The organism is Mesorhizobium sp. P3_A2, assembly GCF_056403115.1.
In genome coordinates, this window is record NZ_JBFUGC010000015.1 from 93969 (window position 1) to 114884 (window position 20916).

20 protein-coding genes are annotated in these 20916 nt (G+C 62.5%); 5 read left to right on the plus strand and 15 right to left on the minus strand.

Annotated features, from left to right (window positions below; genetic code table 11):
- Nucleotide 1 precedes the first annotated feature (1 nt).
- Nucleotides 2–1072: a M48 family metallopeptidase gene (locus AC1DXM_RS27775; protein ID WP_477238162.1), complete on the plus strand. Its 1071-nt coding sequence runs from the start codon at nucleotides 2–4 to the stop codon at nucleotides 1070–1072.
- A gap of 10 nt (nucleotides 1073–1082) precedes the next feature.
- Here the strand turns inward: AC1DXM_RS27775 and AC1DXM_RS27780 are convergent, their stop codons facing one another.
- A complete protein-coding gene (locus AC1DXM_RS27780) occupies nucleotides 1083–3083 on the minus strand; it encodes a hypothetical protein (protein WP_477238164.1) in 2001 nt (666 codons plus the stop codon).
- Nucleotides 3080–4597: an NAD(P)H-hydrate dehydratase gene (locus AC1DXM_RS27785; RefSeq protein ID WP_477238166.1), complete on the minus strand. Its 1518-nt coding sequence runs from the start codon at nucleotides 4595–4597 to the stop codon at nucleotides 3080–3082. The genes AC1DXM_RS27780 and AC1DXM_RS27785 overlap by 4 nt, the downstream gene beginning before the upstream one ends.
- A gap of 380 nt (nucleotides 4598–4977) precedes the next feature.
- Here AC1DXM_RS27785 and AC1DXM_RS27790 point away from each other — a divergent pair, with 380 nt between their 5' ends.
- Both AC1DXM_RS27790 and glnA read left to right on the plus strand, forming a co-directional pair.
- A complete protein-coding gene (locus AC1DXM_RS27790; protein WP_006205430.1) occupies nucleotides 4978–5316 on the plus strand; it encodes a P-II family nitrogen regulator in 339 nt (112 codons plus the stop codon).
- A 58-nt stretch (nucleotides 5317–5374) separates the two neighbouring features.
- The gene (gene glnA, locus AC1DXM_RS27795) at nucleotides 5375–6784 is read left to right on the plus strand and encodes a type I glutamate--ammonia ligase (RefSeq protein ID WP_477238168.1); all 1410 of its coding nucleotides are present in this window, start codon (nucleotides 5375–5377) and stop codon (nucleotides 6782–6784) included.
- Nucleotides 6785–6917: 133 nt separating this feature from the next.
- Here glnA and AC1DXM_RS27800 read toward each other — a convergent pair whose 3' ends face one another.
- Entirely contained in the window at nucleotides 6918–7958 is a 1041-nt protein-coding gene (locus AC1DXM_RS27800; protein WP_477238170.1) for a glutamine synthetase beta-grasp domain-containing protein, read from the minus strand.
- A 318-nt stretch (nucleotides 7959–8276) separates the two neighbouring features.
- On the opposite strand from AC1DXM_RS27800, the gene AC1DXM_RS27805 reads away from it, so the two are divergent.
- Nucleotides 8277–8474: a DUF2735 domain-containing protein gene (locus AC1DXM_RS27805; protein WP_352558808.1), complete on the plus strand. Its 198-nt coding sequence runs from the start codon at nucleotides 8277–8279 to the stop codon at nucleotides 8472–8474.
- A 97-nt stretch (nucleotides 8475–8571) separates the two neighbouring features.
- Here AC1DXM_RS27805 and AC1DXM_RS27810 read toward each other — a convergent pair whose 3' ends face one another.
- The 10 genes from AC1DXM_RS27810 to AC1DXM_RS27855 all read right to left on the minus strand — a co-directional run bounded on the left by AC1DXM_RS27810 (nucleotide 8572) and on the right by AC1DXM_RS27855 (nucleotide 18669).
- Nucleotides 8572–10458 (minus strand): MFS transporter, encoded by a 1887-nt coding sequence (locus AC1DXM_RS27810; protein ID WP_477238173.1) that lies wholly within the window; start codon nucleotides 10456–10458, stop codon nucleotides 8572–8574.
- Nucleotides 10459–10639: 181 nt separating this feature from the next.
- On the minus strand, nucleotides 10640–11431 hold the full coding sequence (locus AC1DXM_RS27815; RefSeq protein ID WP_477238175.1) for an ATP12 family chaperone protein: 792 nt from the start codon (nucleotides 11429–11431) through the stop codon (nucleotides 10640–10642).
- A gap of 11 nt (nucleotides 11432–11442) precedes the next feature.
- A complete protein-coding gene (locus AC1DXM_RS27820) occupies nucleotides 11443–12300 on the minus strand; it encodes a DMT family transporter (protein WP_477238206.1) in 858 nt (285 codons plus the stop codon).
- A gap of 62 nt (nucleotides 12301–12362) precedes the next feature.
- Complete coding sequence (locus tag AC1DXM_RS27825) at nucleotides 12363–13343, minus strand: RluA family pseudouridine synthase (protein ID WP_142865539.1); 981 nt, start codon at nucleotides 13341–13343, stop codon at nucleotides 12363–12365.
- A 63-nt stretch (nucleotides 13344–13406) separates the two neighbouring features.
- Nucleotides 13407–13745, minus strand: coding sequence for a DUF190 domain-containing protein (locus AC1DXM_RS27830; protein WP_477238177.1), 339 nt, complete (start codon nucleotides 13743–13745; stop codon nucleotides 13407–13409).
- Nucleotides 13742–14113: a CrcB family protein gene (locus tag AC1DXM_RS27835; RefSeq protein ID WP_477238179.1), complete on the minus strand. Its 372-nt coding sequence runs from the start codon at nucleotides 14111–14113 to the stop codon at nucleotides 13742–13744. The genes AC1DXM_RS27830 and AC1DXM_RS27835 overlap by 4 nt, the downstream gene beginning before the upstream one ends.
- Before the next feature lie 125 nt (nucleotides 14114–14238).
- Complete coding sequence (crcB, locus tag AC1DXM_RS27840) at nucleotides 14239–14625, minus strand: fluoride efflux transporter CrcB (protein WP_477238181.1); 387 nt, start codon at nucleotides 14623–14625, stop codon at nucleotides 14239–14241.
- 31 nt (nucleotides 14626–14656) lie between these two features.
- Complete coding sequence (locus AC1DXM_RS27845) at nucleotides 14657–15487, minus strand: aspartyl/asparaginyl beta-hydroxylase domain-containing protein (protein WP_112562348.1); 831 nt, start codon at nucleotides 15485–15487, stop codon at nucleotides 14657–14659.
- A gap of 274 nt (nucleotides 15488–15761) precedes the next feature.
- Nucleotides 15762–17072 carry a replication-associated recombination protein A gene (locus tag AC1DXM_RS27850; RefSeq protein ID WP_477238183.1) on the minus strand — a complete coding sequence of 437 codons (1311 nt, stop codon included), beginning with the start codon at nucleotides 17070–17072 and terminating at the stop codon, nucleotides 15762–15764.
- Nucleotides 17073–17175: 103 nt separating this feature from the next.
- Complete coding sequence (locus AC1DXM_RS27855; RefSeq protein ID WP_477238185.1) at nucleotides 17176–18669, minus strand: DegQ family serine endoprotease; 1494 nt, start codon at nucleotides 18667–18669, stop codon at nucleotides 17176–17178.
- A gap of 246 nt (nucleotides 18670–18915) precedes the next feature.
- Between AC1DXM_RS27855 and AC1DXM_RS27860 the strand changes: the two genes are divergently transcribed.
- On the plus strand, nucleotides 18916–19128 hold the full coding sequence (locus AC1DXM_RS27860) for a hypothetical protein (protein WP_477238187.1): 213 nt from the start codon (nucleotides 18916–18918) through the stop codon (nucleotides 19126–19128).
- On the opposite strand, the gene AC1DXM_RS27865 is transcribed toward AC1DXM_RS27860, so the two are convergent.
- Complete coding sequence (locus AC1DXM_RS27865; RefSeq protein ID WP_477238189.1) at nucleotides 19110–20060, minus strand: acyltransferase family protein; 951 nt, start codon at nucleotides 20058–20060, stop codon at nucleotides 19110–19112. The genes AC1DXM_RS27860 and AC1DXM_RS27865 overlap by 19 nt on opposite strands.
- A 345-nt stretch (nucleotides 20061–20405) precedes the next feature.
- Entirely contained in the window at nucleotides 20406–20837 is a 432-nt protein-coding gene (gene rplQ, locus AC1DXM_RS27870) for a 50S ribosomal protein L17 (RefSeq protein ID WP_112562350.1), read from the minus strand.
- Nucleotides 20838–20916 lie beyond the last annotated feature (79 nt).

A 20916-nucleotide genomic window follows, 5' to 3' on the forward strand; every position in this document is an offset into this window, starting at 1 on the left:
AATGTCGCGACTGATCATCAGCGTCGGGCGGCGGTTCGGCAGGTTCGCGGTCCTGTTTTTCGTTGTCCCCGCTCTCATCATTTTCTGCGTCTGGATGTCCCTGCTCGACAGCCATCCGATCTGGTTCATTGCCAGCGGTTTCGTCGCCATGCCGATCGCGACCACCGCGTTGGCGTTCCTGTTCGGCACATTGTTTGCCGGCTTTCGGCGCAGCAAGGTCAAGGGCATCAGCGAAGCGGAGGCGCCTGGCCTGTGGGCGCTCTGGCGGAGCGTCGCCGGGCCGCGCCGGGCAGCACGGACGGTTGTCGTACTAGAGGACGACCTGAATGCCGGCGTGCACGAAGAGCGCACGCTTTTTGGCCTTCTCGGCAACCGCCTGTTCCTGACCGTCGGCATTCCCATCCTGGCCGTAACCGATGAGACAGCCTTTGCCGCCATCCTCGCCCATGAGGACGCGCATGTGCGCAACAAAGACACCAATGGCAGCCTCAATCTGGCTGAGTTCGAAAACGGTTTCGGATTTGTCTTCGAGTACGCCCCGCCCGGCGCTACGATTACCGGCAGTCTGCTCTATTCCGCCATCGGCTGGCTGTCGCAATCCCTGGAACGGGAAACCATCCGGCTGTCGCGCGATGCCGAAATCAAGGCGGACCGGCACGCGGCATCCTCCGGCGATGCGGCTCAAGCTGCCCGCGCTCTGTTGCTCATCGGCGCCGCGGACACGCATTTCAGGGAAAGGGTTTATGATCCTTTGGAACATGAGTTGCGGGGCGCGCTGCGTGCGCCACGACCGCCGCTCGACCGGCTTCTGAGCACCGCCGGAGAGTTGCGGGAGCCCACTCGCCTGAATGCCTTTGCCCGCAAGGCGTGGGAAAGCCCGCACGCCGAAAAATCCACCCATCCATCATGGGCGCAAAGGCTGGCCGCACTTGGCTACGCGCAGCCGCCAGATCTGGACCCGATAGCGGCAACCGCCCTCTCGACGCTGGTGACTTCGAGTGCCGCCGAACGGCATATCGCGGAATTCAACGCCAAATGGACCGCTGAGATAGAAGACTATCTGCAGCGTTGAAACCGGCGGCCTACTCCTCTTCCGCCGCGCCGAACCCTGCATCCCTGGTGGTGGCGGTGGCGCTCGCCCAAGGTGTCGCGTGGTTGTCGATGCGCATCTGGAAGATGAAATAGGTCGGCGAGCAGAAGCCGATGCCCTTCACCTTGGCGGCGCCCGGCGTATCCGGCGGCAGTGACTGGCACATGTAATCCTCGCGGCAAAAATGATCGGCCGAGCATGCCGGCCGGTTGCCGCGATTGACCGCGCCGCCGAGACACTGGTCGAAATTGTTGGTCGCCACGCAGGTGTCGAACTTTTTGCCGCCGACCAGGCCGCAGATTTCATCCGGCATCGGCTTGCCCGCCTTGAAGGCGGCAAAGCTGCGGTCCTTGTCGTCGCAGGCGCGGTAGGCGATGCCTGCCGGCACGCCGATCTTCGGTGGCCGGCAAGTGTAGGCGGTCCGCGAAAAGCTCGGTGCGAAAGCGGCAAACTGGCCGGTGATCTTGTAGCGGTCGTTGAAGGGCTGCGACGCATTGCTGGCGATCGAGCCGGTCAGGCAGGGATGGCCGGAGAACATCTTTGGGCTGTCCTTGGGCAGCAGACATTGCGCCAGCGTGGTGCGCACGCCTGATGCGGTCGCCAGCGGCGTGCAGACGGTGCCGCCACCGCATTGCCAGGTCGCGCCGAAGCGTTTTGCGTCCTCCGGCATCAGGCACGGCATCGCCATCTCGGCCGGCGTGTAGTCGACATCGCCGGCATCGGTCCAGGCGGCCGGCGGGGCGAAGGACAGCGGCCGGTAGCGGTTCGGCTGTTTGGCTTCCTGCGTTGCGCGCAGCCAGGCCTGGCGCCTGGGAATCTCGGCATGGAGATGCGGCGAGATGCCGACCTCGATGCGGTTGAGTGGCGACGTCGTCTTGTCGTCGAGGCCGATGAAGTGAAAGCCGGCCGTGGAGCCCGCCTGGTGACAGCCCTGGCAAGTGCCATTGTCCAGCCGCTCGACCAACGCCTCCGGCGTGCGCACCAGTTTCAGCGCCGCATAGTCGAGGCCGGCGAAATCCCCTGGCTGGAACAGTGGGGTAAACGGATGATTGGCCTGTCTGGCGCTGCCGAAGGTCGACCACGAGATGATCTTCTTCGCCAGGAATTCGTCGGGGATTTCGTAGACGCCGAGGTCGACCGCCGCGACATTGGCGCTAACATAGTCGGCGAGCCTTTTCTTCAGTGCCGCGTCTTGCGAGAGCCGCGCAGTGTCAGGCGTATTCTCCAGCGGCTTCTCACTGATTGCAGCGCCATCGATGGCGAAGATGCGCATGAAATAGGCGGCCTGCCCGCCGAACTCGGTCTCCTGGCCCGAGGGAAAGCGCACCACTTGCGCGTTGAGTTCAAGCTGCTTGAAAGTCAGCTCCTCCGGTTCCAGCGGCCCGCCGGCCAGCCAGCCGGCATCGACGTTTTCATCGAGTTGCGGCGTCCAGCGCCCGGCAACGCCGACGCAGCCGCCATCGGGATCCGGCGCCACGCTGTAGACGGCGTTGAAATTGAACGGCAGCCGCGAGGCCAGGACCTTGCCGTTCTTGCGAAAACTATAGGCCAGGCGATAGATGAACCGCACCTCGCCACAGCTCTTGTCGCCTTGCAGCGCAGCGAAATCGCGCCGGTCGAGCCGGTTGACGACACCGACCAAGCGGAAGCGCGCGGCTTCGGTCTGAAGCCAGCGCATGTCCATGATGCGGCCGACATTGCCGTCGGTCACCTCATAGAGCGTGCGCCCGCCGGCCTTCATCTCGGCGCGCAGGGCCGCAATGTCAGCCGCCACCATGTCTACAATTGCATGATAGGCCGGCGCCTCGCTGTAGAGCGATTTCAGATCGTTCTCGCCGTCGACGGCGAAAATGCCGGCGAAACCAAAACCCTTGGCATCGAGAGCGGCGAGCACCGCCGGATCGTCGATGATGGTCACTGGCTCGGCGCGCACGCCGTGTGATGCCAATGCGGCCATGATGAGCGAGGTGAAAAGGACAGCCAGGCGTCTCATAGAAGGTCCGGCTGGCTTTCGACCAATTCACGTAGCACCGGCACCAGCGCCAGCGGCAAATCCTCGGCGATCAGTCCCGGCCCAAAGCGCCTGCCGGCTTCGGCGTGGATCCAGACCGCGGCGCACGCGGCCTCGAAAGGCGGCATGCCTTGCGCCAGCAGCGCGGCAATGATGCCTGCCAGCACATCACCGGAACCGGCGGTGGCAAGCCAGGGCGCGCCGTTGGCGTTGATCGCGGCGCGGCCGTCGGGGGCTGCGATGACAGTGTCGGCGCCTTTGTAGATGACAATGGCATTGGCGCGGGCTGCGGCCGCACGCGCCTTGGCGAGCTTTGAGAGGCTTTTGTCATCAGCGATATCAGGGAACAGCCGGCCGAACTCGCCCTCATGCGGCGTCATGACCAGTGCTGGCGCATCCGGCCTGCTGGCCGCCTCGAACAGCGTCGACGCCGCATTGCGAAACGACGTGATGCCGTCGGCATCGAGCACCAGTCCTTCGACACCGCCTTCCCGCCGTTTTCTGGCAAGCACGGCGAGGGCAAAATCGCGCGCCTTGTCGCCGACACCGAAGCCAGGGCCAAGGACGAAGCTCGACGACCGGCGATCACCGAGAAAGTCGTGCACGTCCTCGATAGCATCGGTCTTGCGCAGCATGATCGAGGTCAGATGCGCGGCATTGACCTGCATGGCATTTGCAGGCGACAGCACGGTCACCGCCCCTGCTCCACTTCTAGCAGCGGCAAGTGCGGCCAACCGCGCCGCGCCCGTCGCCGACGGTCCGCCGGAGAAGACGCCGACATGGCCGCGCTTGTATTTGTGCGCATCGACCGCCGGCACCGGCAACGTCTCGAGCCAGAACGCCGGCTTGTTTTCGAATGTGCGCGGCGCGACCTGTGCGATGATGTCGTCGCCAATGCCGGTATCGGCGACGACGATCTCGCCGCATCGATCGCGCCCAGGCAACAGCAGATGCCCCGGTTTCTTGCGCGCGAAGGTGACGGTGATGTCGGCACGAAACGCCGCGCCGAGAATGTGGCCGCTGTCACCGGAAACACCTGAAGGCAAATCGACGGCAACGACAGACAGGCCGGCGGCAATGTCTACGGCACGCGCCGCATCACCCGAGAGGTCCTTTGACAGCCCCGCGCCATAGAGAGCGTCGACAATCAACGAGCCCGGCTCAGCGACGAAAGTCGCCAGGGGCCGGCGTTCCAGCGAGCATTCGGCCGCGGCAATCGCCGCATCGCTGCCTGCCCTCGGCTCACCGGAAACCCACAGCGTGACATCGACACCACTTTCCCCAAGCAACCGCGCCACCACATAGCCGTCGCCACCATTGTTGCCGGGGCCGCACAGCACGTGCACACGGCTTGCGGCGGGATAGCGCGCCAGCACCACCGCCGCGACCGCCTCGCCGGCGCGCTGCATCAGGCCATAACCGTCGAGCGGACCGGCCGCGATTGCCAGCCGGTCGGCTTCGCCCATCTCGGCCGGCGACAGCACTTCGTTGCTCATGAATTGCCGATCCGCATTTTGTTCAAAGCCCAACCTCTATCCGGTTGAGCATTGTCCAGTTTCGGGTTCGAAGCAAACGGCCAGGTGCTGAGTTGGCGTGCGGCCAATCCTTTCGCAGACTGGCGCCACGGATCCGCGCGCCCGCAAAATACGCGACCTGCCTAATTATCGTGCAGACGACCGGAGCGGCAATGTGTAGGCTCCGAACACCCGCGCCGCTTCCGAAGCAGTGGATGACGCGAATGTGCATCCCGGCCCGGCGCGGCATTGGAATTGCGCGAAACCGCTTCTCGTGGGCTGAAATTGGCACAGTTCGTGCTTGATGGAGGCGCAAGCGGGGCGCACAACCCGTCTTTTTGGCAGTGGAGGCCACTTTTTACATGAAAAAGATCGAAGCGATCATCAAGCCGTTCAAGCTAGACGAAGTGAAGGAAGCGCTTCAGGAGGCCGGGCTGCAAGGCATCACCGTCACCGAAGCCAAGGGCTTCGGCCGCCAGAAAGGCCATACCGAACTCTATCGCGGCGCTGAATATGTCGTCGACTTCCTGCCCAAGGTGAAGATCGAAGTCGTGCTTGGCGACGATGCGGTTGAAGGCGCGATCGAAGCCATCCGCAAGGCCGCCCAGACCGGGCGCATCGGCGACGGCAAGATCTTCGTCTCCAACATCGAGGAAGTCGTTCGTATCCGTACCGGTGAAACAGGGATGGACGCCGTCTGAGGTTTCTGATTTCAGATTAGCGTCTCCTCGAAACGTCATCACACAGGGAAGAAATGACATGACGACAGCCAAAGACATCATGAAGCAGATCAAGGATAACGACGTGAAATTCGTCGACCTGCGCTTCACCGATCCGAAGGGCAAGCTGCAGCACGTGACGATGGATGTCATCGAGGTCGAGGAAGACATGTTCGCCGACGGCGTCATGTTCGACGGCTCTTCGATTGCCGGCTGGAAGGCGATCAACGAGTCCGACATGGTGCTGATGCCCGATCCCGACACCGTCCACATGGACCCGTTCTTCGCCCAGTCGACCATGGTCATCCTGTGCGACATCCTCGATCCGGTCTCCGGGGAATCCTACAACCGCGACCCGCGCGGCACCGCCAAGAAGGCCGAGGCCTACATGAAGGCCGAAGGCATCGGCGATCAGATCTTCGTCGGCCCGGAAGCCGAGTTCTTCGTCTTCGACGACGTCAAGTACAAGGCCGACCCCTACAACACCGGCTTCAAGCTGGACTCCACCGAACTGCCGTCCAATGACGACACCGATTACGAGACCGGCAATCTCGGCCACCGCCCCCGCATCAAGGGCGGCTACTTCCCGGTGCCGCCGATCGACAGCGCGCAGGACATGCGCTCCGAAATGCTGACCGTGCTCGCCGAAATGGGCGTGCGCGTCGAAAAGCACCACCACGAAGTGGCGGCCGCCCAGCACGAACTCGGCATCAAGTTCGACACGCTGGTCCGCAACGCCGACAAGATGTTGATCTACAAGTATGTCGTGCACCAGGTCGCCAACGCCTACGGCAAGACGGCCACCTTCATGCCGAAGCCGGTCTTCGGCGACAACGGCTCGGGCATGCACGTTCACCAGTCGATCTGGAAGGGCGGCAAGCCGACCTTCGCCGGCAACGAATATGCCGGCCTGTCGGAAAGCTGCCTCTTCTACATCGGCGGCATCATCAAGCACGCCAAGGCGATCAACGCCTTCACCAACCCGCTGACCAACTCCTACAAGCGCCTGGTGCCAGGCTATGAAGCCCCCGTGCTGCTCGCCTACTCCGCGCGCAACCGCTCGGCCTCCTGCCGCATTCCGTTCGGCTCGTCGCCGAAGGCCAAGCGCGTCGAAGTCCGCTTCCCCGATCCGGGCGCGAACCCCTACCTCGCCTTCGCCGCCATGCTGATGGCCGGTCTCGACGGCATCAAGAACAAGATCCATCCGGGCCAGCCGATGGACAAGGACCTTTACGACCTGCCGCCGAAGGAGCTGAAGAAGATCCCGACCGTCTGCGGCTCGCTGCGCGAAGCGCTGCAGAGCCTCGACAAGGACCGCGGCTTCCTTAAGGCTGGCGGCGTGTTCGACGACGACCAGATCGACAGCTACATCGAGCTGAAGATGGCCGAAGTGATGCGCTTCGAAATGACCCCGCATCCGGTCGAATACGACATGTACTATTCGGTCTGAGCGATCGGTTCAGCGACAAAGAAAAACCCCGGCGTCAGTTCAGACGCCGGGGTTTTTGTTTGTTCAGACGACTGGCGTCGGATGCCGCCAGAGCAGATCGAGGCGGAGACCAAGTCTCCGCCTCAGCGAATGCTTACGCCGCGGCCGAAACCTGGGCGCTGGTCGAAACCTCCGCGATCGTCTTCAGGATCTGCGAGGCGATCTGGTAGGGGTCGCCCTGCGAGTTCGGGCGGCGGTCTTCCAGATAGCCCTTGTAGTCGTTGTTGACGAAGGAATGCGGCACGCGGATGGAGGCGCCGCGGTCGGCGATGCCGTAGCTGAACCGGTTCCACGGCGCGGTCTCGTGCTTGCCGGTCAGGCGCTTGTCATTGTCCGGGCCGTAGACGGCGATGTGGTCCATCAGGTTCTTGTCGAAGGCAGCCATCAGCGCCTCGAAATAGGCCTTGCCGCCGACTTCGCGCATATAGGCGGTCGAGAAGTTGGCATGCATGCCCGAGCCGTTCCAGTCGGTGTCGCCGAGCGGCTTGCAGTGATACTCGATGTCGATCTCGTATTTCTCGGTCAGGCGCTGCAGGAGATAGCGGGCCATCCACATCTGGTCGGCGGCCTTTTTCGAGCCCTTGCCGAAGATCTGGAATTCCCACTGGCCCTTGGCCACTTCGGCGTTGATGCCTTCATGGTTGATGCCGGCGGCGAGACATTGGTCGAGATGCTCCTCGACGATCTGGCGCGCAACCGGGCCGACATTGGAGTAGCCGACGCCGGTGTAGTACGGGCCCTGCGGCGCCGGATAGCCGCTCTCAGGGAAGCCGAGCGGACGGCCGTCCTTGTAGAAGAAATATTCCTGCTCGAAACCGAACCAGGCGCCCTCGTCATCGAGGATGGTGGCGCGCTTGTTGGAGGCATGCGGCGTCACGCCATCGGGCATCATCACTTCGCACATCACCAGCACGCCATTGGTGCGGGCCGGATCGGGGAACACGGCGACCGGCTTCAGCACGCAGTCGGAGCTGTGGCCTTCGGCCTGCTGCGTCGAGGAGCCGTCGAAGCCCCACAGCGGCAGCTGCTCGAGCGACGGGAACTCGGCATACTCCTTGATCTGGGTCTTGCCGCGCAGATTGGGGACCGGGGTGTATCCATCGAGCCAGATGTACTCGAGCTTGTATTTCGTCATTCTAGAGCCTCTCGTTGCTAAATCACCGAAGCTGGATGACGCCGGCGCGCGCCGAGCCATCCGGCAGACCGGCTGCCGGTCGATAAAATGCAAGTCATGTGCCATTTCCGCTGCACGGGGTGCGTCAAAAATGTCCGTTCACCCCGGCGATCCGGCGAAGCCGCCTAAGCAATGCGCCGGGATCGATCAAAGGCGGAATTTGCTTAAATAACAGGCAAATACTGATCTTTCTTTAGGCATCTTGCCTAAACGGATTGCAGGACCTACTTTGATGGAAAGATGAATCGATAAGCCTCTCCAGAAGAAAGGAGACCGACCATGGAAATCACGTCAGCCCGTCCGTCGGCAAAAATCCTGATGTTCCCGCTGGCAGCACGTGCGGCTGCCTCAAATTTAGGCGTAAAGGCCAAGTTCGCGGCAGAGCTTGCCTCACTGCGCGATCATCCCTTGGGTCATGGCGAGGCCTGGTACCATGAGGCGGCCATCGCGGAAGCCGAGCAGCCTCGCAAGAGCTAGCCGTTTTCCGGGCTAGCAAGCTGAAAGCAGGCCTGACCATTGAAAAACCCGGCGCGATCGCTCGCGCCGGGTTTTTTGTTGAACGCAGGAACAGCGCCTATTGCTTGGTGTGCAGGTCGGTTCCCAGCGTATCCCTGACGAAGATCATGCCGATGATTAGCGACATCGCCGCGATCACCACCGGGTACCAGAGGCCGTAATAGATATCGCCCTTGGAGGCGCTGAGCGCGAACACGATCGCCGGCAGCAGGCCGCCGAACCAGCCATTGCCGATGTGATAGGGCAGCGACATGCCGGTGTAGCGGATGCGGGTCGGGAACATCTCGACCAGGATCGCCGCGATCGGCCCGTAGACCATGGTCACGTAGACGACCAGGATGAACAGGATGCCGATGACCTTGGCCCAGTTGACTGCTGCCGGGTCGGCAAACATCGAGAACGCGCCGGCCGCCGGAACACTGTAGACCGTCACGTCGGCGGTGCCGGCGGCGTCATCTGCCGTCAGCAGCTTGTCCTTGACCGCCTGGGCGAGCGGGACAGTGGCTTTTTCACCGGCGCGAATGGCCGCCGCGTCGAGTTTCAGTTCGGGATTGGCCGCAACAAAGGCGTCGAGCTTTTGGTCGGCAACCTTGGCGGCAGCACGTTTCAGCGGATAGCCGCCGCCCTGAAGCGCGAGGTTGACCGCCTTCTTGAAGGCAGCGTCGTTTGAAGCCGCCTTGTCCGCGGCTGCCACGGCATCATAGGACGCCACCGTTTCGGTCCCAATCTTCACAGTGGCCGCGGTTCCCGGTGCCGCCGTCGTAATGATGTCGTAGGGTACGGAGCTCTTGGCAAGGAAGTCGGTCGCAATATCGCACGAAGTGAGAGGCTTGCGTGTTCCGGTCGGATTGAACTGGAACTTGCAGTCTCCCGGTGCAGCGGTCACCGTGGCACGCGTGTTCTGCTGGGCGGTGGCGAGCGCCGGGTTGGCGGCCCAGGTCAGCGCCTTGAACAGCGGGAAGGTGGTGACGATCGCCAGCGCGAGACCGGCCATGATGATCGGCTTGCGGCCGACCTTGTCGGAGAGCCAGCCGAACACGACGAAGAAGATCGAGCCGAGCGCCAGCGCGATTGCGATCATGATGTTGACCGACTGCGGATCGACCTTGAGCACATTGCCCAGGAAGAACAGCGCGTAGAACTGGCCATTGTACCAGACCACGGCCTGGCCGGCGGTGAGGCCGAACAACGCCAACAGGGCGATCTTGGCGTTCTTCCACTGTCCGAAGGCTTCTGTGAGTGGCGCCTTGGAGCCCTTGCCCTCGTCCTTCATGCGCTGGAAGGTCGGCGATTCGGCAAGCGACAGGCGAATCCAGACCGATATGGCGAGCAGGATGGCCGAGACCAGGAATGGAATGCGCCAACCCCAGGCCGCGAAGTCCTCCTTGCTCAGCGAATTCTGCACGATCAGGATGATGATCAGCGACAAGAACAGGCCAAGCGTCGCCGTTGTCTGGATCCACGACGTGTAGAAGCCACGGCGGTCGTCGGGAGCATGTTCGGCGACATAGGTCGCCGCACCGCCATATTCACCACCGAGTGCCAGGCCCTGCAGCATGCGCAGCCCAACCAGGATGATGGGCGCCGCAATGCCCCAGCTCGCCGAGCCGGGAAGCAGGCCGACCAGGAAGGTCGACAGGCCCATGATCGTGATGGTGACAAGGAATGTGTATTTGCGGCCGACGAGATCGCCGATGCGACCGAACACCAGCGCGCCGAACGGACGCACCAGGAAACCGGCGGCAAAAACCAGCAGCGTGAAGATGTTGCGGGTCGCCTCTGGATATGAAGCGAAGAATGTGGCGCCGATCGCGGCCGCCAACGCACCGTAGAGATAGAAATCGTACCATTCGAAAATCGTGCCGAGCGAGGAAGCGAAGATGACTTTCTTCTCCTCTCGCGTCATGCCGCGGCTGCTTCCGCCGGCGGTCGATGCCATTGCCATGGAAATGTCCTCCCGTGAGATCCCGTCTGCCTCGATGCTGTGCATCATCGTCCACGTTCCCTCTGAATGCGGACTCAGCTCAGCCATCGGGCACAAAAAATGACAGAAAGCGGCGTCCGGAGGCAGAGCGCCTTTGGGATTATGACTTTGGTATTAGGTGCAGTGCGGCAAAGACCGGAGATCAGGCCTTGAGCGCTTCCAGCAGGCTGACGACGCCCATCATGTCGCGCTTGCGGGCCGAGCGACGGGCCACGGCCTCGGCGTCCTGGCCCCAATGCTCGGCCTGCCAGTCCTCATCGACATGGCCGGCGGCCCAAGCCGCCTCGCCGTCAAGCGCGCCGTAGTCGACTGCAAGCGCCAGCAGCGCCGACCCGGTCAGCGAGGTCATGACATGGATGGCAGCGAGCCGCAGCGGCTCGGCGCGCTGGGCAAGATGGGCGCCGAGCACGGCGATGCTCTCGCGCGGTTGCTCGACATGGATCACCCCTTCGGCAAGGTTGAAGCGAGCGCCGAGCGCGCTGCGCGCCCAGTCGATGACCGGGTCCCAATGCTGATTCTGGCGCTCGACCAGTCCCTGCGGCGCGTCGGCGCGGTAGCAGGTCAGATCGGACGACGCGAACCGCAACACGTCCTCCAGCACCGCCTGCGGGTCGCTGGCGACGCCATCGATGGCGGTGTTGACCAGACGCAGCACCGGCATCGTGACGGGATCGATGGTCTCGCCTTGCGCTGCGAATTCGCTGGCTACCAACTGTGCCGCCGTCTCGGTCGGCAGCGCCAACACCGCTTTGCCCGGCGTGCGCACCGGCTTGCCGTCGAGATGCACGGCAAAGCCGTCGTCCACCGGCACGACGGCAACGTCCTTGTAGAAACGCTTCGGCAGATGCGTCTTCATCTGGATCTGCGCGCGGCGCACCGGATCCGGATCGGAGAGCTGCTTGCCTGCTTCGAGGTCGTTGAGGATATCGCGCATGGCGGAACTTTCTATACGGGTACCTGCTTGCGGGCCGGCCGGTTGACGATAATGAGGCCGACCGCGATCAGCCCAAGCGCCACAAAAATCCTGACTGTCGGCGCCTCGCCCAGAATAATAGCGCCGCACAGCACACCGAACACCGGCGACAGGAAGGCGAAGCTCGACAGGCCCGATGCCGGATAGCGCCTGAGCAGCCAGAACCACAGCACATAGGTGAAGGCAACAATATAGAGCGACTGGAACAGCAGTGCCAATGTCGGCAAGGCGGCGACTGCGCGGATCGGCGGGCCGGCGAACGGCATCACCAGGAAGCCAACGACGGCGGCGCCCGCCAGTTGGTAGAGCAGCAGTTTTTCGGCGCTGGTCTCGACCAGTTTCGAGCGCTTGATGACGATGCTGGTCGCCGCCCACAGAATGCCGGAGCCGAGGCTGAGTACATCGCCCATCAGAGTCACTTTGTTGCCGCCGACGATCCCGTCGGAAAACACGGCCACCAGGCCGCAAAAGGCGAGAATAAGGCCGCCAAGCTTCCTTGCATTGATGCGCTCGCCGAGCAGGAAATGGCCGCCGATCAGGACCCAGAACGGCATCGTGTTGACCAGCAGCGTGTTGCGGGCAACGGTCGTGTATTCCAGCCCGATATAGAGGCACAGAAACTCGACGCCGAACAGCACGCCGACAATGATGCCGGCTACAAGCGACCCGTCGGCCTCGAACAGCTTGATGCCGCGCAGCCAGCACCAGCCGAGCACGCAAAGCCCGCCAATGATCGAGCGTGCGATCGAAACGAAAACGGGGTCGAACCCGGCATAGGAGATCTTGGCGGCAACGTAGTTCAGCCCCCAGGAAAAGGTCAGCCCGACCATGATGGAAGCAGCCGCCAGATCGACCGCGTCACGGCGATCCAATGCCGAGGCAACGGCCAATGTCAGTCCTCCGCGCTGGCGTCGTCAAAGCCGATCAGGTTCCAGCTCTGGCGCATATGCGGCGGCATCGGCGCGGTGACGTCGATGACGCCCTTGTCCGGGTGCGGAATGACGATGCGGCGCGCATGCAGATGCAGGCGGTTTTGAATGCCACCCGGGAAATCCCAATTGGTGTCGGCCTCGAAATATTTGGGGTCGCCGATGATCGGGCAGCCAATATAGGCGGCATGAACGCGAAGCTGGTGGGTGCGGCCGGTGTAGGGCTCCATTTCCAGCCAGGTCATCGTCTGCGCCGCCTGCTCGATGATCCGGTAGTAGGACACGGCATGATCGGCGCCTTTTTCACCATGCGCGGCCACGCGCACGCGGTCGCCGTCCTCGGTCGGCTCCTTGATCAGCCAGGTCGAGATCTTGTCCTCGCGCTTGGGTGGCACGCCCTTGACCAGCGCCCAGTAGGTCTTCTTGGTCTCGCGTGCACGAAATGACTCGGAAAGCTTCATCGCCGCAAGCCTGGTGCGGGCAACCACCAGCACGCCCGACGTGTCGCGGTCGAGCCGGTGCACCAGGCGCGGCTTCTCGCCCTTCTGGCTGCGCCATGCCTCCAGCATGTCGTCGACATTGCGGGTGACACCCGAGCCGCCTTGCACGGCCAGGCCAGCCGGTTTGTTGAAGACGAAGACCTTCGGGTCTTCGTGGATCAGCATCTTGGCCAGCACATCGGCGTCACCCTGGTTGCGGATCGAGTGACCGGTAAGCGCGCTCTCGCCTTTCTTGTCGACCTCGAGCGGCGGCACGCGCACCACCTGGCCGGGCTCGACACGACTGTCGGCCTTGACCCGACCGCCGTCGACGCGGATCTGGCCGGAACGCAGCAGCTTCTGCAGATGGCCGAAACCGAGGCCGGGGAAATGGGTCTTGAACCAGCGATCGAGCCGCATGCCCGCCTCGCCGGCCTCTACTGTGATCTGTTCAACGCCTGCCATAATTCCAATCGCCGTTCCGCGGCATGCGACGGCATTCGCCGGCACCCGCAACCTCATACTCGGTCATTCGTTGTCGGTTCCATATTGCAGAACCTGAACTTTCTCCAGCGTGATCAGACCGCTTGTCATGATTGTCTCAAGTATTGGCAGGAAAGCGGCTATCTTTTCCTCGCCATCGACGATCTCGATCACAAGTGGCAAGTCCTCCGACAAACGGAGGATTTTCGTGGTGTGAAGCCGGCTGGAGTGGCCGAACCCCATCGCTCCGCGCAGGACGGTCGCGCCGGCAATCTGCATTTCGCGGGCCTTAAGCACGATCGCCTCATACAGCGGATGGCCGTCTGCCCTGTCGTTCTCGCCGATGAATATGCGCAACAATTGCGCCTGTCTTGGTATTTTCATTGCCCGGATCCTCTCAGTCGGTTGAGGCGCATAGCAAAGATGTGGCCAAGCCAGACGGCGGCAAGCCACGCCACCACGGAGATCGCGATATTGAGCCCCGCCGCCACAAGCTCCCCGCCTTGCGCGAGGATGAGCGTTTCAAGGCTGAACGCGGAAAAGGTCGTCAGGCCTCCACAGAAGCCGGCCATGAAGAACTGGCGCTGCAACGGGCTGGCGAAGACGCGGCCTTCCGGCCCCGTCAATGTCGCATAGAAGCCGATGAGGAATGAGCCGATAATGTTCACGAGGAGCGTGCCGAAGGGGAATCCACTGCCCCACAAGGCATTGCTCGCCAATGAGACAAGCGCCCGCAGCACGCCGCCGATCATGCTGCCGGCTGCGACGGTAGCATAGATCCGAACCGTTTCATTCGTTTTACGCCAGCCAACGAGGCGCGCCGCGTGCCCTGCCGCGGCAGCGTCCGTTCCGCCGGAGCGAAGCTTCCGCGGACTGCTCATGGCGCCCCGTTGCCGATCAGGAGACTTCCCGCGGCAAAGCCCAGCGTCACGCCGCCAAGGCTCAGAACAACCGAAAGCAGCACATTGCCGCCGGCGCGCAACCATTCACCCTCGCGCGCCAGCGCCAGCGTCTGCAGGCTGAAGGAAGAGACCGTGGTATAGCAGCCGAGGCAGCCGGTAACTGCAAAGGCCCAGAAGGCGGGCATTCCGTCGCGCGCCACCGCATGCGCGACGACGCCGATCGCAAACGCCCCCGAGACGTTGACGACCATCGTACCCCAGGGAAAGGTCTCGCCGACTCGGCGGGCGATGAAGCCGGACAGGAGGAAGCGGCCCATCGCGCCGATCGCGCCGCCAAGACAGACAAGCAACAGGTGATACATCGCGCTCCCTCTTGCCGGTCAAGACTACGCGTCAGGTCGTCTCGACCTTCTTTGCCTTGCTCGAGCCGATCATCTTCCAGTTCTTATAGAACATGGAATTGATGCGCTCGACGGTGACCGAAACGATGGCGAGAAGGCCGGCGATGAAGCCGGGGAATGGCGACGGACGGATGATGTCCATGAACACGCAGTAGCGGCGCCCGTCATACTCGTTGACCGAGCGGTGCAGCAGCGTGTCGTCGAAAATATAGAGCGGGTTGTCGTGCCAGTAGTTCCTGGCGCCGTTGCACTCGACGAAAACCTCTGCCTTCACCGGCAGGAGATTGTAGAGGATGCGCAGGCTGAGCCGCAGCGGTCCGAAATGCCAGGAGGTCGATTCCTTGCCCCTGAAGACCGAGACGGCAATGGTCTTGATGTATTTGAAATCCTTGTTGAATTCGGCGACGTTGTCGATCTTGTGCTTGCCGTACCATTGATAGACATACATGCCGCGACGGCCGGTGCCGAAATTGGCGTCGATATCGGCGATGATCTCGTCCTTGCGCGCCTTGAAGACGTCGAGAACCTCGTTGACCTCGCGCTGATAGTCGGCGGGAAACTGCTCCAGCTTCCACACGCCCGGGTTCCGGTAGCAGAGCAGGTCGACCAGAAGGTTGAAGGGCGACAGCAGCCAGGTGAAAATGCCGTTGCCGAGGAAATAGCCGCGCAACAGCGACAAGTCCTTGTTGGCGTTGCGCAGCACATCGATCAGGCCGCAGACGATCCAGATCGTAGTCAGGATCGGGATGAAATAGAAGCCGAGCGCAAGCAGCGGCAGTGCAATCACAGCCTGGCGAAGGGATTTGCGAAGGGATTTTTTCATTTTTTTCTCGCGCCGTCGGGCGCGATTCCTGTTGCGACGACAATCGCCAAGCATCTTGGCGACGGCCACCCCCGAGGCCGTGCGCCTTGATAGGGTCTTTTGTCCCCACGCACAATGCCATCGCACGGCGCTGGGGTGGCCGTCGGCGGCTGCCGGCAAAATTATTTGGACGTTTGCACTCCACTTTAGTTCAGTGCACAGGAAAGGACAAAGGCGGGAATGCCCCATAGCGGGATTTCGTCCTGCGCCGACAAAATCACAGGCGCGCGCAAGCCTATTTTTCCCGCTCGCTGCGCAGCTTCGCCCAATAGTCCAGCCGTTTCCGGATATCGCGCTCGAAGCCGCGTTCGGGCGGATCGTAAAAGGTCTGCCGGCCCATCTTTTCCGGAAAATAGTCCTGGCCGGAAAAGGCATCGGGCTGGTCATGGTCGTAGCGATAGCCGGCGCCGTAATCCTCCTCTTTCATCAGCTTGGTCGGCGCGTTAAGGATGTGCTTGGGCGGCAGCAGCGAACCGAACTCCTTCGCCGCCCGCGTGGCGGCCTTGAAGGCGGTGTAGACGGCGTTGGATTTGGGCGCGGTGGCGAGATAGACAGTCGCCTCGGCAAAGGCGAGTTCGCCTTCGGGCGAGCCCAGATAGTCATAGGCGTCCTTGGCGGCATTGGCGACGACCAGTGCCTGCGGGTCGGCCAGCCCGATGTCCTCCATCGCCATGCGCACCAGCCGGCGGCCGAGATAGAGCGGATCCTCACCGGCGTCGAACATGCGGGCGAGATAATAGAGGGCCGCGTCTGGATCGGACCCGCGCACCGATTTGTGCAGCGCCGAGATCAGATTGTAATGGCCGTCCTGGCCCTTGTCGTAGATCGGCGCGCGGCGCTGGACGATGCGCTGCAGCCCTTCTGGATCGAAAACCTCGCCAGGTTTGGCGGCGCGCCAGACCTCTTCGGCCAAGGTCAGCGAGGCACGACCGTCGCCATCGCTCATGCGGATGAGCATCGCCAGCGCCTCGTCGTCGAGCGGCAGCGCCCTGCCCTCGGTCTCCTCCGCTCGCGTCATCAGTTTGGCGATGCTCTCCTCGCCCAGCGAATGGAACACCAGCACCCGCGCCCGCGACAGAAGCGCGGCATTGAGCTCGAAGGAGGGATTCTCGGTGGTAGCGCCAACCAGCACGACCGTGCCGTCCTCCATGACCGGCAGGAAAGAATCCTGCTGGGCGCGGTTGAAGCGATGGATCTCGTCGACGAACAGCAGCGTCTGGCGGCCATTGGCGCGGCGCAGTTTTGCCGCCTCGAACACTTTCTTCAGGTCGGCGACGCCGGAAAACACCGCCGATATCTGCTCGAAGGCAAGACTGGTCTCGCCGGCCAGCAGCCGCGCAACGGTTGTTTTGCCGGTCCCCGGCGGTCCCCAAAAAATCATCGAGCCGAGCGAACCGGAATTGATCAGCCGCGTCAGCGCGCCGTCGGGCCCGGTCAGATGCTCCTGGCCAACGACCTCACCGAGGTTTTTCGGGCGCAGCCGGTCGGCGAGCGGCCGGCCGGATGGCGCTCTTTCCGGTTCATCGACGCTGAACAGATCGGCCATGCAAGTCTTTTTGTTGGAGCGATCCCACTCTTTTGGAGCATGATCTTTTCCGAAAACCGGTTCCCACTTTTCGGGATCATGCTCTGAAGATGGGAAGATCGCCTCAGTAACGCAACACCTGGCGCAGTATCTGCCCGCCGCGTTCGACGGTAAAGCGCCACCAGCGCGTATCCTGCTGCGAGAGCTGCGCCAGTGTGGCAGCCGTATCGACAGTCGTGCCGTTCACCTCGCGCACGATGTCACCCGGCTGGAAGCCGAAATCGGCAGCCGGCGAATCGCGGTTGATGTCGACCACGGTGACGCCCTTCAGGTCGGTGCGCAGGCCAAGCCGCTGGGCAAGCCGTGGCGACAGTTCGGCGACCTTGGCGCCCGAGAACGGGCTGCGGCCATGCAGCGTCACTTCCGAGGCCTTGGCGCCCTCCGGCGCGCGCTCCAGCGCAATCTCCATCGTCGCCTGCTGGCCCTTGCTCAGGACGGCGAAGGTCGCCTTGGTGCCGATCGACAGCGTTGCCATGCGGTAATCCAGCGCCTCGATGCCTTCGACGGTCGTGCCGTTAAGCTGCAGTACGACATCGCCGGGCTTCAGCCCTGCCTTGGCTGCCGGTCCAGCTTCCTCGACCGACGACACCAGCGCGCCCGTCGGCTTCTCCATACCGAGCGATTCGGCGATCTGCGGTGTGACCGCCTCGAACTCGGCGCCGATATAGGGTCGCTCGAAGAAATCGAGCCCGGCCTTGGCCGCGTCGGCGAAGGCGCGCACCATGTTGGCCGGGATGGCAAAGCCGATGCCGATCGAGCCGCCGCTGCGGCTGTAAATGGCGGTGTTGATGCCGACCAGCTGGCCGCCCATGTTGATCAGCGCGCCGCCGGAATTGCCGGGATTGATGGCGGCGTCGGTCTGGATGAAATAGCCCGAATCCGAAACTCCGATATGGCTGCGGGCAAGTGCCGAAACGATGCCGCTGGTGGTGGTCTGGCCGACGCCGAACGGATTGCCGATCGCCAGCACCAGGTCGCCGACCTCGAGCGCGTCGGAATCGCCGATGGCGATCACCGGAAACGGCTTGTCGGAGGTGATCTTGAGCACGGCAAGGTCGAGCGTCTCGTCCTTGAGCATGACCTTCGAGGTGAATTCGCGCCCGTCGGCGGTCGCGACCTTGACCTCATCGGCGTCCTTGATGACGTGGAAATTGGTGACGACAACGCCACTCGGGTCAACCAGCACGCCCGAGCCGAGCGAAGATTGCGCTCGTGGCTGCGCGCGACCGAAGAATTCCTCGAAGAAAGGATCGCCGTCGAAGGGCGACGTGACCTTGGCCGTCTGTGAGGCATAAACATTGACCACCGCCGGCGCCGTCTGCTTGACCAGTGGCGCAAACGAAAGCTGCACCTCTTCGCGGCCGAACGGCACGCGCTTGTCGGGACCGGAGGTGCCGTTCTCGCCCTCGACGCCATGCAACAGATCGGTCAGCACATCGGAGAGGCCCGGATCGGCTGGCTTGGCGGCGTCCTCGGCCAGCGCCTGCCTCACGGCCGGTGCCGCGGCAAAGGCGACCAGCGCGCAAAGGGCAACAAGAAACAGCCGTTTGAAGTGCATTCCGAATCCTCCAGATCGGGCGTCATTGTCCCGACGATTGTGCAGAATGAAAGGCTAAGGCGATGAAATCGAATTATTTTCAGCCCAGTAATCGGCTAAAGCTCTGTCTGCAACCGGTACCGTTGTCGATCGCATGAAAAAACAGCTCGCTTCATTTCCGTGATTTTCTGGTCACCGGACCGGTGACGCCTGGCATGAAAACTGATTGAGGTCGCCGAGATCGGCATCGAAAGCCGAGCTATCTCGATGTCAGCGCCTAATTACCCGTTCGATCTCTCGAACACGGCGCTGCTCTATGGGCGCGGCTCGCGCGTCGTCATCGTCGAGGCTGACAATGGCAGCGGCGACACCAGCCACGCGCTGTCGGCGCTTATGCATGGCAAGGGCTTCACGCTGAACAGCCGGGCCGGCTCGAACATGATCTTCGTCCGGGTTGCCGATCAGGCGCTGATCTGGTGAGCCGGCTTCATGCCGCCGCGCCGGGTTTCGAACGCCACCGTTATGAAGATGGCGAGGGCAGCCACCAGCATGGCGGCGAACAATGGTTGCAAACCCATGGCGCGTGCGGCCTGTAGCGCCGGAACGTGGGTCGCGTAGAGAGGATAGGAGATCGCACCGGCCCAGATTGCCCAGCCCATGCGAGGCAGCCCAAGCGAAGCGCGCACGATGAAGGGGCATGCGACCAGAGCACCGATTTCGAAAGCCGGGCTGAACGAGGCGAGGACGAGCGAAACCGCAAAGATGATGACGGCCAACAGAGGGTATCGGCCAAGAGGGACATCGCCATAGGTGCGGAACATCCAGACGCCGACCAGGTAGCAGGTGAGCTCGCGCGGAATCAGCCAGAGCACCGATGCAAAGGCCGGGCTCCACAGAGATAAACCCGTCGCGAAGCTGGCGATGAAGACCAATGCTCCAGCCACCGCCAGGACCAGCACTTGCAGGTTCGAGATTTTCGAGATGATCACCCCGTGCAGCACATTGCAGACGATCTCCACGAAGAGCGACCAGGCCGGGACGTTGAGCGGAAATGCGGGTCGCCCGACCACGGGAAGAAAAAGCAGGATAAGGGCATAGGCCGCAAGCAGCGGACCGGAGATGCCTTGGAACGCAATCATCAACGCCAATCCGATGGTCGATCCGATCGCCAGCGGCAGAAACAGCCGGCGGTATCGCAAACCGATGAAGCCGACCGTGGTCAGCCCGTTTCGCAGTCGATCTTCATAGGTTCTGGTCAAGACGAAGCCGGACAGGATGAAGAACAGATCAACCGCGATCGCAGGGTTGAGCGGCAGCAAGGGAAGATGATTGACGCGGGCAAAATGATGCAGGGCAACGGCGATCGCAGCGACCCCGCGCAGAGCGTCCAGTCCGTAAAGTCGTCCCCCCATGTCGACGCCAATATTGCTGAAGTCGAGTGAAATGCAAGCAGAGAGCCGGTCAGAGGTCAAAACCGCATGATGTTGCAATCAGCACCACCTGCCGGCGAGGCCTGGAGCCTAGTCGGCAGTTGGGACTTTTCGACCAATGTCACTCAGTGGATTTCACCAACCTTGGAGCCTCCGGTGGAGCTGTTGGTCATGGCGAGAGGCATCACCGTCGCTTGGTCGGGAACCAGGATGCCGCGAATTTCTTTAGGTCAGGATTATCTGAATCTGCTTCGATAGCCGGTCACGGACAGGCAAAAGAAAAGGGGCCCGAAGGCCCCTTGAAGTCATTCCTGAAAAACCCGAGCCTTATGCGGCCGCGGCTTCCTCATTGACACCTTCCGCCTCGAGGCGGGCGCGGTCGCCGGCGCCCTTGGCGTCGGGGTCGCGGTCGACGAACTCGATGACCGCCATGGCGGCATTGTCGCCGTGGCGGAAGCCCGCCTTCATGATGCGCAGATAGCCGCCATTGCGGTCGGCGTAGCGCGGCGCAATCGTATCGAACAGACGCTTGACCACGCCTTCATTGCCGATCTGGGCAATGACCTGGCGGCGCGCATGCAGGTCGCCGCGCTTGCCAAGCGTCACCAGCTTCTCGACGATCGGACGCAGGTCCTTCGCCTTGGGCAAGGTGGTGACGATCTGCTCGTGCTCGAGCAGCGACACGGCGAGGTTGGCGAACATCGACTTGCGATGGCTAATGCTTCTGGCGAAGCGGCGGCCTTTAAAACCGTGGCGCATGGCTCTTTTCCTTCTTCAGTTGTTCAAGAGGCCATGGCCTCTGATGGTTTTCCGCATGACCGTCGGATTGAGCGGCCCA

Bases quoted from the DNA above. Each gene is read 5' to 3' on its own strand.
- rplQ (WP_112562350.1), bottom strand. From the start codon at position 20,837: ATGCGCCACGGTTTTAAAGGCCGCCGCTTCGCCAGAAGCATTAGCCAT.
- AC1DXM_RS27775 (WP_477238162.1), top strand. From the start codon at position 2: ATGTCGCGACTGATCATCAGCGTCGGGCGGCGGTTCGGCAGGTTCGCG.
- crcB (WP_477238181.1), bottom strand. From the start codon at position 14,625: ATGTATCACCTGTTGCTTGTCTGTCTTGGCGGCGCGATCGGCGCGATG.
- AC1DXM_RS27845 (WP_112562348.1), bottom strand. From the start codon at position 15,487: ATGAAAAAATCCCTTCGCAAATCCCTTCGCCAGGCTGTGATTGCACTG.
- AC1DXM_RS27825 (WP_142865539.1), bottom strand. From the start codon at position 13,343: ATGGCAGGCGTTGAACAGATCACAGTAGAGGCCGGCGAGGCGGGCATG.
- AC1DXM_RS27835 (WP_477238179.1), bottom strand. From the start codon at position 14,113: ATGATCGGCGGCGTGCTGCGGGCGCTTGTCTCATTGGCGAGCAATGCC.
- AC1DXM_RS27790 (WP_006205430.1), top strand. From the start codon at position 4,978: ATGAAAAAGATCGAAGCGATCATCAAGCCGTTCAAGCTAGACGAAGTG.
- AC1DXM_RS27865 (WP_477238189.1), bottom strand. From the start codon at position 20,060: ATGGGGGGACGACTTTACGGACTGGACGCTCTGCGCGGGGTCGCTGCG.
- AC1DXM_RS27800 (WP_477238170.1), bottom strand. From the start codon at position 7,958: ATGACGAAATACAAGCTCGAGTACATCTGGCTCGATGGATACACCCCG.
- AC1DXM_RS27815 (WP_477238175.1), bottom strand. From the start codon at position 11,431: ATGCGCGATATCCTCAACGACCTCGAAGCAGGCAAGCAGCTCTCCGAT.
- AC1DXM_RS27810 (WP_477238173.1), bottom strand. From the start codon at position 10,458: ATGGCAATGGCATCGACCGCCGGCGGAAGCAGCCGCGGCATGACGCGA.
- AC1DXM_RS27860 (WP_477238187.1), top strand. From the start codon at position 18,916: ATGTCAGCGCCTAATTACCCGTTCGATCTCTCGAACACGGCGCTGCTC.
- AC1DXM_RS27830 (WP_477238177.1), bottom strand. From the start codon at position 13,745: ATGAAAATACCAAGACAGGCGCAATTGTTGCGCATATTCATCGGCGAG.
- AC1DXM_RS27805 (WP_352558808.1), top strand. From the start codon at position 8,277: ATGGAAATCACGTCAGCCCGTCCGTCGGCAAAAATCCTGATGTTCCCG.
- AC1DXM_RS27785 (WP_477238166.1), bottom strand. From the start codon at position 4,597: ATGAGCAACGAAGTGCTGTCGCCGGCCGAGATGGGCGAAGCCGACCGG.
- AC1DXM_RS27780 (WP_477238164.1), bottom strand. From the start codon at position 3,083: ATGAGACGCCTGGCTGTCCTTTTCACCTCGCTCATCATGGCCGCATTG.
- AC1DXM_RS27820 (WP_477238206.1), bottom strand. From the start codon at position 12,300: ATGGTCGGGCTGACCTTTTCCTGGGGGCTGAACTACGTTGCCGCCAAG.
- glnA (WP_477238168.1), top strand. From the start codon at position 5,375: ATGACGACAGCCAAAGACATCATGAAGCAGATCAAGGATAACGACGTG.
- AC1DXM_RS27850 (WP_477238183.1), bottom strand. From the start codon at position 17,072: ATGGCCGATCTGTTCAGCGTCGATGAACCGGAAAGAGCGCCATCCGGC.
- AC1DXM_RS27855 (WP_477238185.1), bottom strand. From the start codon at position 18,669: ATGCACTTCAAACGGCTGTTTCTTGTTGCCCTTTGCGCGCTGGTCGCC.